This window comes from Gardnerella sp. DNF01157, assembly GCF_049244225.1.
Lineage (GTDB): Bacteria > Actinomycetota > Actinomycetes > Actinomycetales > Bifidobacteriaceae > Bifidobacterium > Bifidobacterium leopoldii.
Map to the genome: position 1 here is coordinate 742,990 of NZ_CP058388.1, position 13,765 is coordinate 756,754.

General features: G+C 39.3%; 14 protein-coding genes. 8 read left to right on the top strand and 6 right to left on the bottom strand.

Annotated features, from left to right (window positions below; translation table 11 throughout):
- Positions 1–15 precede the first annotated feature (15 nt).
- The 4 genes from HXT38_RS02760 to HXT38_RS02775 form a co-directional block, all read right to left on the bottom strand.
- Complete coding sequence (locus HXT38_RS02760) at positions 16–405, bottom strand: cold-shock protein (RefSeq protein ID WP_004106732.1); 390 nt, start codon at positions 403–405, stop codon at positions 16–18.
- A 191-nt stretch (positions 406–596) separates the two neighbouring features.
- Positions 597–2,546, bottom strand: coding sequence for a sensor histidine kinase (locus HXT38_RS02765; protein ID WP_112928644.1), 1,950 nt, complete (start codon positions 2,544–2,546; stop codon positions 597–599).
- 2 nt (positions 2,547–2,548) lie between these two features.
- Positions 2,549–3,289: a response regulator transcription factor gene (locus tag HXT38_RS02770; RefSeq protein WP_004106736.1), complete on the bottom strand. Its 741-nt coding sequence runs from the start codon at positions 3,287–3,289 to the stop codon at positions 2,549–2,551.
- 79 nt (positions 3,290–3,368) lie between these two features.
- The gene (locus HXT38_RS02775) at positions 3,369–4,274 is read right to left on the bottom strand and encodes a hypothetical protein (protein ID WP_174143350.1); all 906 of its coding nucleotides are present in this window, start codon (positions 4,272–4,274) and stop codon (positions 3,369–3,371) included.
- Positions 4,275–4,327: 53 nt separating this feature from the next.
- Between HXT38_RS02775 and HXT38_RS02780 the strand changes: the two genes are divergently transcribed.
- Positions 4,328–4,621, top strand: a complete 294-nt coding sequence (locus HXT38_RS02780; RefSeq protein ID WP_421792021.1) for a WXG100 family type VII secretion target — start codon at positions 4,328–4,330, stop codon at positions 4,619–4,621.
- A gap of 103 nt (positions 4,622–4,724) precedes the next feature.
- Here HXT38_RS02780 and groL read toward each other — a convergent pair whose 3' ends face one another.
- Both groL and HXT38_RS02790 read right to left on the bottom strand, forming a co-directional pair.
- The gene (gene groL / locus HXT38_RS02785; RefSeq protein WP_004119509.1) at positions 4,725–6,350 is read right to left on the bottom strand and encodes a chaperonin GroEL; all 1,626 of its coding nucleotides are present in this window, start codon (positions 6,348–6,350) and stop codon (positions 4,725–4,727) included.
- Between the two features lie 199 nt (positions 6,351–6,549).
- On the bottom strand, positions 6,550–7,224 hold the full coding sequence (locus tag HXT38_RS02790; RefSeq protein WP_112928640.1) for a LytR C-terminal domain-containing protein: 675 nt from the start codon (positions 7,222–7,224) through the stop codon (positions 6,550–6,552).
- 129 nt (positions 7,225–7,353) lie between these two features.
- Between HXT38_RS02790 and HXT38_RS02795 the strand changes: the two genes are divergently transcribed.
- The 7 genes from HXT38_RS02795 (at position 7,354) to HXT38_RS02825 (ending at position 13,587) form a co-directional block, all read left to right on the top strand.
- The gene (locus tag HXT38_RS02795) at positions 7,354–8,070 is read left to right on the top strand and encodes a uracil-DNA glycosylase (RefSeq protein ID WP_004106746.1); all 717 of its coding nucleotides are present in this window, start codon (positions 7,354–7,356) and stop codon (positions 8,068–8,070) included.
- 90 nt (positions 8,071–8,160) lie between these two features.
- The gene (locus tag HXT38_RS02800; protein WP_421791572.1) at positions 8,161–9,285 is read left to right on the top strand and encodes an AAA family ATPase; all 1,125 of its coding nucleotides are present in this window, start codon (positions 8,161–8,163) and stop codon (positions 9,283–9,285) included.
- Positions 9,282–10,223: a DUF58 domain-containing protein gene (locus tag HXT38_RS02805; RefSeq protein WP_064340180.1), complete on the top strand. Its 942-nt coding sequence runs from the start codon at positions 9,282–9,284 to the stop codon at positions 10,221–10,223. Before HXT38_RS02800 ends, HXT38_RS02805 begins: the two co-directional genes overlap by 4 nt.
- A 1-nt stretch (position 10,224) precedes the next feature.
- Positions 10,225–10,752 carry a hypothetical protein gene (locus HXT38_RS02810; protein WP_415705941.1) on the top strand — a complete coding sequence of 176 codons (528 nt, stop codon included), beginning with the start codon at positions 10,225–10,227 and terminating at the stop codon, positions 10,750–10,752.
- Positions 10,752–11,888, top strand: coding sequence for a VWA domain-containing protein (locus tag HXT38_RS02815; RefSeq protein ID WP_032842510.1), 1,137 nt, complete (start codon positions 10,752–10,754; stop codon positions 11,886–11,888). Before HXT38_RS02810 ends, HXT38_RS02815 begins: the two co-directional genes overlap by 1 nt.
- A complete protein-coding gene (locus HXT38_RS02820) occupies positions 11,885–13,000 on the top strand; it encodes a vWA domain-containing protein (protein ID WP_004119495.1) in 1,116 nt (371 codons plus the stop codon). The genes HXT38_RS02815 and HXT38_RS02820 overlap by 4 nt, the downstream gene beginning before the upstream one ends.
- Positions 12,997–13,587, top strand: a complete 591-nt coding sequence (locus HXT38_RS02825) for a DUF6466 family protein (RefSeq protein WP_004119493.1) — start codon at positions 12,997–12,999, stop codon at positions 13,585–13,587. Before HXT38_RS02820 ends, HXT38_RS02825 begins: the two co-directional genes overlap by 4 nt.
- Positions 13,588–13,765: the final 178 nt, after the last annotated feature.

A 13,765-nucleotide genomic window follows, 5' to 3' on the forward strand; every position in this document is an offset into this window, starting at 1 on the left:
ATAATATTCCAGACACTATTCCTGAACGTCAAAATTATCTGCCACTGCACGCAACAATGTAGCAAGTTTTTTGCTTTCAGCAGTTGATGGATAATGACGTCGACGCAAACCATTACCAGCAGAATCAAGAAGTTTAATAAGATCTTCTACAATAGCCGCCATATCTTCGGCTTTAGGACGAGTAGCCTTGACAAGCGACGGTGCTGTTGCAATAACATTCAAACCCATCGCCTGTGGTCCTTTGCGACCTTCAATTACAGAAAACTCAACTCGTGTACCCTTGTGTAAAGTTTTTACAGTAACTGGCAATGCTGCTGCTGGCAGGAAAACATCCTTACCATCATCTCCAACAATAAAGCCGTACCCCTTCTGCGTATCGTACCAACGCACGCGCCCATTGGGCATAACACACCTCGCTCCAAATAATTCTCATTTCGCACGCTGAAGTGCACAAGGCATAAAACATCAGCATATGCGATAGGTCTATAGATAGTGTACCAAATATTATTATTACTTGTTTCCTTATTACATTGTAGCGCATACACGCGGGCAATAAAATTTTTTTAACCTACGCAAGTGTTACTCATGCCAATATTTTAATCGCTAACAAGTTTAGAAGGATCTTCAATTTCATTAACTGGCAGCACTACAGTAAGAGTTAAGCCATGAGGTTTAACATCTATCGGCTCAGACCCATCCATAGTGTCATCAAGATTAGTTTTAGAATCGGTCGATGCTTCTGATGGAGAAGATATAGTTGCGCAAATAAAACCATGATGTGCTTTTACTACAGATTGCGCAATTGCCATACCCAAGCCAGTTCCACCTTTTTCTCTAGCTCTTGATGGGTCAGCAATATAGAAACGCTCGAAAATTCTAGATAAAGATTCTTCTGGAACTCCAGGACCATGGTCAACAACTCGAATTACAGCATACTTATGACCAGTATCAGTAGATTGGCTAACTTCCGCTGCCTCCAAAAACTCCTTCAGTGATTCTTTTACAGAAGGTAATTTAGATAATTCATTTGGAGTTATAGATGCCTTCATAACTCCTACTGCAATTTCTACAGGAGAATCAACAGGGGTGTATCTATGAATATTTCCTACGATATTTGTCATTACTTGGCGTAATCTAGCACCATCGCCAAGTAACATAACACTTGGAAGTTTTCCAGCATGGAATTGGAGCTTACGCTCAAAATTGCAATTTGTGCAATTCATAAGCTTCCACTCATCCGAAATAGTCAAATAGCCTTGCTGAACGGATCTAGCAGGATCAAGAGCATGTAAATCATTAGCTGCGTCAGAAAGTATTGGAGACAAGCTAACTTGCTGTGAAATATTAATTCCACGACCTTCATCAAAACGCGCCAAAGAAAGTAAATCTTCTACTAGCTCAGTCATTCTTTCGCTAGAAGCTTTAATGTGAGCAATAGAGTCATCTGCTCTCTCCTGCTCTCCTGGCATGTTGCGCCACATTGTATACAATTCAGCGTATCCATGAATTGCAGCCAATGGAGTACGTAATTCATGACTTGCATCTGAAACGAATCGCTTCATTTTTTCTGTCATATCTTCTTGCTCATTAAATCCTCTTTCAATACGAGCGAGCATAGAGTTAAGAGAAGCTGCTAAAGATCCAACCTCAGTATTTTCAGGAGCAGATGGAACTCGTTTGCTTAAATCTCCAGAAGCAATTTTTGAAGCTGTTTTTTCAATTCGTTTTAACGGTCTTAAAGCTGATTGAATAATAATTGCTGCAAATACTGCTCCAAACAAAATAACTGCAATACTTACCATTATGCAGTAACGAGTAAGTGTGCTAACGGTGTCAATTTGATCGCTAAGAGATAAAGCAATATAGACGTAACCGCTAACGCTTAACTCTGAGTTATAGTTATTCTTTTGACCCCACGTTAATACTAAAACTCTCCATGGTGATTTTGCAGCTTTTTTAGTGATTGCATCGACTTTATTGGTATTTCCCCTGACGATTGCAGGTGCTGTGTAAGGTTTGTGAGTAACAATTTTTTTACTATCAAAACCGTCTGCAGGAAGTTTAGGAACCGAAACAATCGATCCTTTAATTTTTGGTATTAACGGAGTAGAAATAATCTTATTATGCGTATCCCTAACTTGCATAAAGTAATTATTCGGACCTACTGAAGATTGATTTGAGTTTTTCATGCGCAATGAATCAACATTGTCATAAACAAATTGCGCTTGACCGGCTAATTGTGCATCAGTTTTTTCTAGCAAATAATTTCCTACGAGCTGCTGGATCGATAGTGATATGCAAAAAGCAGCTACAGTTAAAATAGCGAGAGTACATGCAACTAAGCGCGTACTCAGTGGTATTGTATTTATGCGACGACGTAGCCAACAGGTTTTACGAGGTTTTTTATCTCTTTTGTCATTTTCGCTTAGCACTATCGCAACACTTTTTCCAGCAGTGCTAACATCTGAATCATCTTTAGAGTTATTATTCGTACTGTTGCTAATAGTTGATTCAGCATTATCGTAGTTATTATTACTAGATTGCATGATCAGGCTTGACCTGCCTTAGGTTCTCGAATCATATAACCGATGCCACGTTTAGTTTCAATAAGAGGAACTACTTTTTGCGGCTTTCCTGAATCGTCAGTAATTTCAATGCCATCAATCTTCTTTCTTAAATAAGAAATATAAGATTCAACTATCGCTGCGTCTCCGCCCCAATCGTACTGCCATACGTGATTCAAAATCTGGCTTTTTGACAGAACTCGACCTTCATTGTCCATAAGATAATGAAGTAGTTTGTATTCAGTTGGGCTAAGTTCGATTGGCATACCGCATCGAGTTACATCATGAGAATCTTCATTAATCTCAAGATCCGCAACTTTTATAATATGAGTTTCTTCATCAGGTTCTTGTGTTCTGCGAAGAATTGCTCGTATTCTTGCCACTACTTCTTCCAAGCTGAATGGCTTTGTAACGTAGTCATCTCCACCAACAGTTAGACCCATAATTTTATCTTGTGTATCGTCTCTTGCAGTTAGGAACAATACGGGAACTTTAATTCCATTTTGACGAATACGCCTCGTAACAGTAAAACCATCAATATCTGGGAGCATAACATCCATAACGATAAGATTCGGATTTACTCGTTCAATTACTTCAACAGCTTCTGAGCCGGATGCGGCAGTTTCTACTTCAAACCCAGCAAAATGCAAAGATGCTACCAAAAGTTCACGGATTGATGGCTCGTCATCGACCACGACAATAGATGCTTCAACGTTCTTACTCATATTGATTAGCATCACTTATCAAGCTGAATGTTTCCTGAATAATTGCTGAAAATAAAACAAGTTATCGAATATTTTTTGTCTACCTGTGACGAGCGTGCCTTCTACGAGCTTTTCTAACACCAGCAAGTATTTGACGTTGTATGCGATTCTTTCTAAACAGAATAATCGCGACTATTGAGAATAATGCCAACAATATTAATAGCATAATAATTGTAGAAATAAGACTTGCAGAAGAAGTTGTTGACGTACGTTTTGCACGCATTATTTGTTTCATCATCATTATTGCAGATTGATCCCAATGCGTTCCAGTTGTGCTTACTAATGGCTTATAAGCTGCATCGGATAACGAGTCTACAGTATTTTTATTTTTGAGCCATTCATCGGAATTAGGCGAAACAGCTACAACTAATCTTCCATCATGAGTTGCTACTGCAAGCAGCACAGTATTTTTAGCTGGAAGCGTACTAATCAACAAATCACTAGCCCATTTTGATGGATTTTTTGTATTTCCAAAAGTAGACAAATATAAGAGCCTAACATTTACTCCTGTACGCTTTTTTGTTGTCTCAATCATGTCAGCAACTTTACTGACAGAATCCCCAAGCAAATTTTCTGTGTCTGTTATTGAGTCTGTTGCAACTATTCCAGAATTTTGCTCATTATTTTCAGCATATGCATTAATTGTATTTACTCCATTTAAAGGTGAAAATATGAGCGAATTTATTGGAAGAGTTGGAAGAATAAAAGAAAAACTAAATAAAAATGCCATTAATAAAAGCAATACGCGTTTAGCTAAAAATAGTTTTGAGTGAAGATGCTGGTAGTTAAAATTTGCAACGCGCGTGCAAGCTAAGCTTTTAACCACATTGGCGCATAAATCTTTTTCGTACTTTTTTGATGGCATATATTCATAATAGCGTGACATCACACAAGTAAAAGTAGCATTATAAAAATCTTTGCTTAATTTATGTGAAATGTTTCGCAAAAATAATTTATAAAGAAGCGTTTATTTAGACGCAAAACAAATGGAGGGGAAATATGGCACAATTTCGAGTTGATTCAGAGCAAATTCAGCAGGCTGCGGCAGCCGTTGGAACCTCGGTTAGTGCAATTAGAGATGCAGTCAACGGGATGTATGCCAATTTACAGCAATTACAAAGCGTGTGGACTGGATCGGCGGCTACACGATTTGCGTCGACCGCTCAGCAATGGCGAGTAGCGCAACAACAAATGGAACAATCGCTAGAAGCAATTCAGCAAGCTATGCAACATGCATCAGGAGTGTATCTTGATGCTGAAACGCAAGCTACTTCGTTATTTGGGATGAGCTGATTAATGTGATGAAAAAGTAAATGGCGACACGCTTACATTGAGCATGCCGCCATTTACTTAAACTATTAAGTTTTAGACTTTTGAGCCACTTTTATTTTTTTATTTAGTAGCCCATGTCGGCACCAGCTTGTGGTGCAGCAGCTGCCTTCTCAGGCTTGTTGGCAACAACAGCTTCAGTAGTTAAGAACAAACCAGCAATAGAAGCTGCATTCTGTAGAGCAGAACGAGTTACCTTAACTGGGTCAGTAACGCCGGCAGCCATCAAATCTTCGTAAGTGTTAGTTGCAGCATTGAAGCCTTCGCCTTCTGGAAGTTCGCGTACCTTGTTGAGAACGACGTCTCCAGAAACACCAGAGTTTTGAGCGATCTGCTTGATTGGAGCTTCTACAGCACGGAACACAATTGCAGCACCTGTAGCTTCTTCACCCTTAAGCTCTGTGATAGCTGGTGTCTTTTCAATCTTCGCAGCAGCCTGAACCAAAGCTACGCCACCGCCTGGAAGCAAACCTTCCTCAATGGCAGCCTTAGCATTACGAACTGCATCTTCAATGCGATGCTTGCGTTCCTTAGCTTCGACTTCAGTAGCAGCGCCAACCTTAATAACAGCAACGCCACCAGCGAGCTTAGCAAGACGCTCTTGCAACTTTTCGCGATCGTAATCAGAATCAGTGTTCTCAATTTCGGCGCGAATCTGAGCTACGCGAGCATCAACATCTTCCTTTGAGCCAGCACCGGAAACGATAGTTGTTTCATCCTTAGAAACAATCACCTTAGCTGCATGACCGAAAACAGAAGCATCGATTGAATCAAGCTTCAAACCAAGATCGTCGGACACAACCTGTGCACCGGTCAAAATAGCCATATCCTGGAGCATAGCCTTACGACGATCGCCGAATCCTGGAGCTTTAACAGCAACAGTATTGAAAGTTCCACGAATCTTGTTCAAAACAAGCGTTGGCAATGCTTCACCATCAACATCTTCAGCAATAATAAGCAATGGCTTACCAGACTTCATAACAAGCTCAGCGATGTGGACGATATCCTGCTGGCTTGAAACCTTGCCAGAAGTGAGCAAAATGTATGGATCTTCAAGAACAGCAGTTTGATCGTCAGCGTTAGTGACGAAGTAAGGGGAAATATAACCCTTATCAAAGCGCATACCTTCAGTGAAGTCCAAGTCAAGACCAAACTTGTTGTTGTCTTCAACTGTGACAACACCATCCTGACCGACTTTATCCAAAGCTTCAGCGATCTTTTCGCCAACTTCAGGATCAGCTGCAGAAATCGTAGCAGTAGCAGCAATCTGTTCCTTGGTCTCAACATCCTTTGCAGAAGCAAGCAATTCCTTAACGATTGCTTCAGCAGCCTTTTCAATGCCGCGACGAAGAGCAATTGGGTTGCTTCCTGCAACAACGTTCTTCAAACCTTCATGCACCAAAGACTGTGCCAAAACAGTAGCAGTTGTGGTTCCGTCGCCTGCAACGTCATCAGTCTTCTTAGCTACTTCTTTAACAAGTTCGGCGCCAATACGCTCGTATGGATCTTCAAGATCAATTTCCTTAGCAATAGAAACACCATCGTTAGTAATGGTTGGAGCGCCGTAGGCTTTGTCAAGCACAACGTTTCGACCCTTTGGACCAAGTGTAACCTTAACAGTGTCTGCAAGCTTATCAAGACCTGCGAGCATACCCTGACGGGCGTCCTCTTCATAGGCAATAATCTTTGCCATTATTCCTCCACATACGTTATTTATGGACTTTTCACTGCAATCTTGAGTAATAAGCCGTCAGCTGCTTATTATCACTCTCAAGGCTTGAGTGCTAATTTGAAGATTAGCACTCTATGTACCCGAGTGCCAACTTTTTTGGCGTTTATACACAAAAACCGGTTAGAAATAATTCTAACCGGTTATTTTTATGCGAAAAATATTACTTGCAAAGCACAACTACAATCGGAGAAACGATTTCTTTTTCGTTTTCGACAGCGCTAATACCTAAAGTCTTTGCAATATCTTCAGCTGCAGCTTTTTGGGAATCGTCTTTATACCAAACAACAGATTCGCTTGGGACTTTACCAGTTGGATTTCCAGCTGTCACATTTGCGTATCCTGCTTGCTTTAACTTATCTGCGCCAGCAGCAGCATGACCGCTTATCTTGGTTGCGTTAAGAACTTTCACAGCAACTGATTTGTCCAGTGAAGTTTGTGCTTTAGAATCATTTGCTGAATTATCTTTAGAGTCATCAGCATCTTTCTTATCTGATTTATTTTCTTCAGATTTATTATTATCGTCGTCATCATCTTCGTCTTCAGAAGATTTATCTTCGTCGCTTTTAGCAGACTTTTTGTTTTCAGAAGGCTTAGCAGGAGATGTTGATTGAGATGATTGTTGCTGATGGTTCCAAGGCAACGGAAGATGTGAGATTTCACCAGAAGCAATAGCCCAAACCAAAACGCCAACAACCGCCGCAATGATTAATGCAACAAAATAAGGAAGTATTACGGCATACCACGCAGGATTTCCACGATGAACTCCAACTGGTCCCTCTGGTGGCTCATCAAAAGCATCAGGCGTATACGACACGTTCTGATTATTTCGCGCCATAATTGCACTCCTTATAAAAGATCATTTAAACAACAATGAATCTATATTATCCAATGCTTAGCACAAAGCACAAATTTAGAAAATTTGATTAATTTCCTTTTATGGTATGCCTTGACATACAGTAGCAATATGAATCCTCAAAATATTAAACCTTTAAACGAGCTAATGGATCCTGATTGGGCTGAAGCATTAAAGCCAGTTGAGCCACAAATACGCGCAATGGGAGTATTTTTGCGAGAGCAGATAGAAAGCGGACATCATATTCTTCCTGCTAGCCACAATATTTTGCGTGCTTTTTCTATTCCACTAAAAAGCATTAAAGTTTTAATTGTTGGCCAGGATCCATATCCAACGCCGGGCCATCCAGTAGGCTTAAGTTTTTGCACAGCTGCAAAAGTGCGCCCACTGCCAAAAAGTCTCATAAACATTTATAAAGAATTAGTAAACGATTTAGGCGTAGAAACTCCAAAGAGTGGAGATCTAACACCGTGGACCAGGCAGGGTGTGATGCTTCTTAACAGATGTTTAACTGTTGAGGCTGGTAAGGCAAATAGCCACCAAGGAAAAGGTTGGGAGCCTGTAACCGATGCAGCTATTCGAGCATTAAACAATAGAACTGATTGCAATGGTAATCCATTGCCGCTTGTAGCTATTTTATGGGGTCGTAATGCGCAAAGTTTGGCTCCTTTGCTGACGAATGCAACTCTTATTACATCAGCGCACCCAAGCCCTCTTTCTGCAATGCGAGGATTCTTTGGATCGCATCCATTTTCAAGAGCTAATCAGGCTTTAATTAATATGGGAGTTTCGCCAATTAATTGGTCCCTAGATTCTCAAGAAATCTAATTGTCTTAAATATTGCAAATTATCTTATAAAGACAATAAAAATGCCATTTTTGAACATGTCAGTACTGCATATCGGTTAAAATGTCTCTTATGGCATTATTTCCACCGCAACCACAGAAGAAACCGTTAACCGATAAAACTTCAATTGCTTCTAAGCTTGGCATTGGATCAGCTGTACCTCAGCCGTCTGCTGTTTCTAATACAAGTGCGCAAGTTACTGCAACTATTTCGAGTGATGACATACGTCGTTGCCAACAAATTGCAAATATTTTGCGCGCACGTTTTGCACAAACCTTAGTCGGTCAAGACACTTTACGAGAGTCTCTTATCCTTACTCTTATTGCAGGCGGACACATTCTTATTGAATCAGTACCAGGTCTCGCAAAAACTACTGCTGCTCAAACTCTTGCAACAGCTATGTCAGGTAGTTTCCGTCGTGTGCAGTGTACTCCGGATTTAATGCCAGCAGATTTAGTTGGTACTCAAGTTTTTGATTTTGCTTCCCAACGTTTTACTACGCAAATTGGTCCTATCCATGCAAATGTTATTTTGTTGGATGAGATTAATCGTTCAAACGCAAAAACTCAATCTGCAATGCTTGAAGCTATGGCAGAAGGAGCAACAACTATTGGAGGCGAAAGAATTCCTCTGCCTCAACCATTTATGGTTATTGCTACGCAAAATCCAATTGAGGAAGAAGGAACATTTAATCTTCCAGAAGCCCAGATGGATCGTTTTATGGTAAAAGCAGTTATGACTTACCCTAATCCTGACGAGGAAGTTCGTATGCTGCAATTACTTACTCAACGAGGATCGGATGTCGTTGATCCTTCAAAGCTAAATACTCAACGCATAAGTTTGCAAGATGTTGTTTTTATGCGTACTGCAGCGCGTCACATACACGTTTCTGAAGCAGTTATGAAGTATGTAGTTGATCTTGTTGCCACTTCTCGCGGTGAAGGTACGCATCCACTTCCTACGATTAATTCATTGGTTCGTATGGGAGCTAGCCCTCGTGCATCAATTGCACTTATTCGTATTGCTCAAGCTCACGCTTTACTTTCTGGACGCGATTATGTGATACCTGAAGATATTAAATTGTTTGCGCATGAAGTGTTAAGGCATCGCATACTTTTAACTTTTGAAGCTTTAGCTGATTCTATTACTACAGATCAAGTAATTGATGCATTAGTTAAGACGGTTCCTGTGCCATGATGCGTACGAAGCGGTTAGTATTATCTGAACCTGCTAAAGCCGTGCGTCGCAAAATTGAGCTTTTGGATCAGCGAATTGATTTGCCTATTGCGCGTAAAGCTTTAGGCTTATTAGAGGGAGACCATCCTTCGCACAGGCGTTTTGGCACAGGTGATGTTATTGACATACACGCATGGCAGCCAGGAGATGAAGCTCGCATGATGAACTGGTCTGCGAGCGCTCGAACTGGACAGCCTATGGTGTCTTCTAGAGAGCGTACTTCGTCTTCTCATACTTGGATTGCTTTAGATACAAGCATAAATATGAATGGAGCTTGTGTTTCTGGAGAATCTCTGTATGAAGTTGCGTCTAATTCTGCATGCTTTTTTGCGTCTTTGAGTTTAAAACGTCATGATGCTGTTTCGTTGTTGTGTGCAGATGGAAAAAATGTTATCAATGTTCATGCTGCTAGCAACTTTTCTGATTTTGAGCGAAATCTAGATTATACGTTGCTTAATACTCGTAAAAATACCAGAGATATTGATGCGTTGCTTACTTCGCTACTAAAAAATATTGACAATAATGGTCTGGTAGTTTTAATAACTGATGAGTATGCATTACAAGCTCATAACGCTGAATCTTTGCGCAAAATTACGCAAAACCATAAGCTTGTCGTTATTGTTATTTCTCCTATTAATCCTTTTGATTCTGCAATTGATTTGCAAATATTTGATGGAATTACTTTACGTAAAGTACCGGCGTTTTTGAAAAAAGAATCAAATAAAAATGAAGTTGAAGCTCGTAGAAATATTAGAATAAACGCTTTATACGATATGCTGCTTGGTGTTCAATCTTCAATAATTCATGGTTCTTCAAGTGAAGAAGTTTTCCATATTTCTGCGCAAAAAGTGAGCCGTACAAATTATCTTGCTGACTCATTTAGCAAGGAGGTTGAATAGAATGAGCCTGGAAGATATTCAAAAGCCTTTACATGATGAAACGCTTTTTTTAATACTACTTTCTGCATCGCTTGTTGTTATCTTTATTGCTTTTGCGGTTTTATATTTTTCTTTTAAAAAGCCAAAGAAATTAGCTGAAAGTAGCAATTCTACAGAAGCAGTTCACATTCATAATGTAAACAAACAAGCTTGGCGTAAAGATATTGATGCGATTGTTGAGAAGTATCATAACAATGAACTTACTAAAGATCAGGCTTGTGCAAAATTGGCGTCTATTGCTAGATCTTATATTTCGAAGATGAGCGGTGAAGATATTCAAACTCACACTTTGGGAGAATTGGCTTCTTTGCGCTTGAAATGGCGCAATAAAAAAGGTGCTGATATGTTACGCCAAACAATATCTGCTTTGTATCCTCCAGAATTTGCTGATCGCAAAGCAAACGAGCAAGCGCGAAATACTACTGTTGAGCAGGCTGCTGAATGGGTTTTAGTATTGCTTGAAGGCTGGCAAACGAAGGACAAACGTTGATGAGTAATAATGTTTGGGAATACATATGGCCATGGAGATGGCAATGGCCATTGCTTTTTGTTGCAGGCGTTGTTGTTTCTGTAGCAATTTTTGCTGTCTTACTAATTTTAGATTCCATTCGTAGCAATATTTTAAAAAAGAAGTATAAGAGTCAAACTAGTAATATTACGCGAAAATTCTATACTTTTACTTTTGACAATGATCTACAAGGAACTACTACTAGTCATTCATGGTATATGTGGCGAATGTTTAGAAGGTTTGCTACGGCTGCATTGGTAGTATCTTTGTGCAGTGCGCTTGCTGTTGCTTCCAGACCAGCACGAGTGTTTAATGCGAACGAGCAAGTTAGTTCTAGAGACATTGTTTTATGCTTAGACGTTTCAGGTTCTGCTCTACCATATGATCGCGAAGTGATTCAAGCGTATCTTAATTTTATTGAGCATTTTCAGGGTGAACGCATTGGATTGAGCATTTTTAACTCCACATCTAGGACAGTTTTTCCACTGACTGACGACTATCGATTGGCTAAAAAACAATTGCAATATGCTGCAAATTTGCTTGGCGGAGTTCAATCGCAAAGTCGCATTAATCGTTTACAACAACGTCAATATCAAGAAATTTCTGACTGGCTTGAAGGAACTCAAAATCGCAAAAACGCAACATCGCTTATTGGAGACGGTTTAGTTAGTTGCGCAGCAATGCTTCCAGGTTTTATTTATGGTTCTGCTCATAATAACCATAAAATACAAAGCCGTTTTAATAGAAGTTCTTCTATTGTTCTTGCTACAGATAATGTTGTTTCTGGAAAACAAACTTACTCATTAAAGCAAGCTTTAGATTTAACAAAGCAGGCTAAAATTACGGTCGATGGGTTATATTCTGGCGCAAAACAGAATGAGAATGATGACACTACATTAGAAATGAAACAGCTTATTGAATCTCATGGTGGAATTTTCCTTTCTCAACGCAATTCTGATTCTGTTATTAATTTAGTAAAAGAAATTGAAAAAAGACATACTGCAATTCCTCAGGGCGCTGCTCAGTCTGCTTTTAGCGACGATCCTGGTCTTTGGGTTTTGTTTACTGTGTTTAGCGTTGTGATTTGGCTAGCTATTGCAAAGAGGATGAAGCGATGACAACAACACTATTTTCTGCTACTACCCTACTGTTTGCACACGCTAAAATTGAAGCTTCTGACACTTCTCAAGCAGGTCAGTTGGTTTTTTCTCCATCATATGGTTGGATTATTGCGATTATTGCAATATTGGTTTTGTTGGCAGCAATGTTTTTTGAAATTGTGCCTATACGCAGGAAACCTGAATCAAGTGATGAAACTTTTTGCATGAGATTAAGACGTATTGGCATATGTATAATGCTAATAATTTGCGTGCTATCTCCAAGTATTATGCGTTCAACTTTACAAAGAGCAGTAAATGCAACAAACGTGATTATTGCTCTAGATATAACAGGTTCAATGAGAGCAAAAGACGCTGATTATGCAAAAAATAGTAAGATTGAGCGTATTGAAGCAGCAAGGAATATTATTCATCAAATAACAAAATCCTATGCTAACTCAAGTTTTGCTGCTATTTCTTTTGGTGCTTCTACGTCTGTTGATGTCCCATTGACGCCTGATGCTAGAGCAGTTGACAATTGGATAAATACTCTACGAACTGAGCCAACTAGCGTAGCTACTGGAACTAGTCTTGACGCACCTATAGATCAAACTTTGCTTACTGCAAAAGCTATACATGATGCTCATCCAGATGACACAACAGTTTTGTATGTTATAAGCGACGGTGAGGAAACAACTCAACGGAAGCGCCGCACATTTTCATCGCTCAGAGCTTATATTACTAACGCATTTGTTATTGGAATAGGCTCATCTAAAGGAGCTAAAATACCTTTGGAAAAAACACAGCTGCAACTTGACGACTACAGCGAAAACAATACCTCTAATCAATGGGTTATTGATCCTGCTACGGGCAATCCTGGCATTTCAAAGCTTGATGAAAAGAACTTACGAAATATTGCCGATGAGCTTAGCGGCAAGTATATGCACTCATCTTTAAATGTAACATTTGGAGACGAAGCAAAACCAATTCTTTCACACCAATGGAGAATGAACGAGACAGCAAAGCCTCGTTTGAGACCTGAACCAATTATTTGGCCGTTTGCAATATTTGCGTCGATACTTTTAATTTGGGAATTAATGTCGTGGTTTATAACTTCAAGGAAATTAGTATGAAGCACATGTCTAGTCGCACAATTATTCGCATTGTTACATTCTTGTTCTTGATTATTGCGATATTAATAGCGTATTTTGCTATCGTAAATTGGAGAGCACAATACGCATATAATGCTGCTACTGATAGCCTTATTTCTAACATAAAATCTTCCAAGAGTATCGATAGCGACAAGAATGTGCTTTTAACTCAGCAACAGCAAACTGATGCTCAATTTGATGATGCTAAATCTCAAGAAATGATGCTGCTTCCTCAACTTCGAAGTAGTATTGACAAAAATGCTGAATTATCACGAAAGTTAACAGAAAAATTAAAGCAGAATCAAAACAATACTAATAAGCAACAGAAACCGAAAAAGCATAACAATCATTTTAAAAACGATAATTCTGACAATCCTTCTAAAGATAAAAAGCAGTCAGATTCGTCTAAGCCTCAGTTGGACAATACTCAGCGCAATAAAGTTGAAAACTTGCTAAAACAGAACGATCATGTGGATTCTAAATATTCACAGGATCAAGAAGACCAGCAAGGTTTAGAAAAGACAGAAAAACGTACTAAAACTGATGAAAGCAGCAATAAGCCTTGGTAATTAAATCTTCAAGATTGGTTATAAGCGAAGCAATAAGCATTGAATAACCTTTTAACCACATTGAATATTTTTTAGTGACTTTTTATTAATGAACGTGTGTAATAACGATTATGCACACATATTACGAATGGCAATGGCTTATACAACGCACTCAAGAGTGCGCTCGCTGCGTTATAGC

Bases quoted from the DNA above. Each gene is read 5' to 3' on its own strand.
- HXT38_RS02770 (WP_004106736.1), bottom strand. From the start codon at position 3,289: ATGAGTAAGAACGTTGAAGCATCTATTGTCGTGGTCGATGACGAGCCA.
- HXT38_RS02810 (WP_415705941.1), top strand. From the start codon at position 10,225: ATGAGCCTGGAAGATATTCAAAAGCCTTTACATGATGAAACGCTTTTT.
- groL (WP_004119509.1), bottom strand. From the start codon at position 6,350: ATGGCAAAGATTATTGCCTATGAAGAGGACGCCCGTCAGGGTATGCTC.
- HXT38_RS02795 (WP_004106746.1), top strand. From the start codon at position 7,354: ATGAATCCTCAAAATATTAAACCTTTAAACGAGCTAATGGATCCTGAT.
- HXT38_RS02765 (WP_112928644.1), bottom strand. From the start codon at position 2,546: ATGCAATCTAGTAATAATAACTACGATAATGCTGAATCAACTATTAGC.
- HXT38_RS02800 (WP_421791572.1), top strand. From the start codon at position 8,161: ATGGCATTATTTCCACCGCAACCACAGAAGAAACCGTTAACCGATAAA.
- HXT38_RS02815 (WP_032842510.1), top strand. From the start codon at position 10,752: ATGAGTAATAATGTTTGGGAATACATATGGCCATGGAGATGGCAATGG.
- HXT38_RS02820 (WP_004119495.1), top strand. From the start codon at position 11,885: ATGACAACAACACTATTTTCTGCTACTACCCTACTGTTTGCACACGCT.
- HXT38_RS02790 (WP_112928640.1), bottom strand. From the start codon at position 7,224: ATGGCGCGAAATAATCAGAACGTGTCGTATACGCCTGATGCTTTTGAT.
- HXT38_RS02760 (WP_004106732.1), bottom strand. From the start codon at position 405: ATGCCCAATGGGCGCGTGCGTTGGTACGATACGCAGAAGGGGTACGGC.
- HXT38_RS02825 (WP_004119493.1), top strand. From the start codon at position 12,997: ATGAAGCACATGTCTAGTCGCACAATTATTCGCATTGTTACATTCTTG.
- HXT38_RS02805 (WP_064340180.1), top strand. From the start codon at position 9,282: ATGATGCGTACGAAGCGGTTAGTATTATCTGAACCTGCTAAAGCCGTG.
- HXT38_RS02780 (WP_421792021.1), top strand. From the start codon at position 4,328: ATGGCACAATTTCGAGTTGATTCAGAGCAAATTCAGCAGGCTGCGGCA.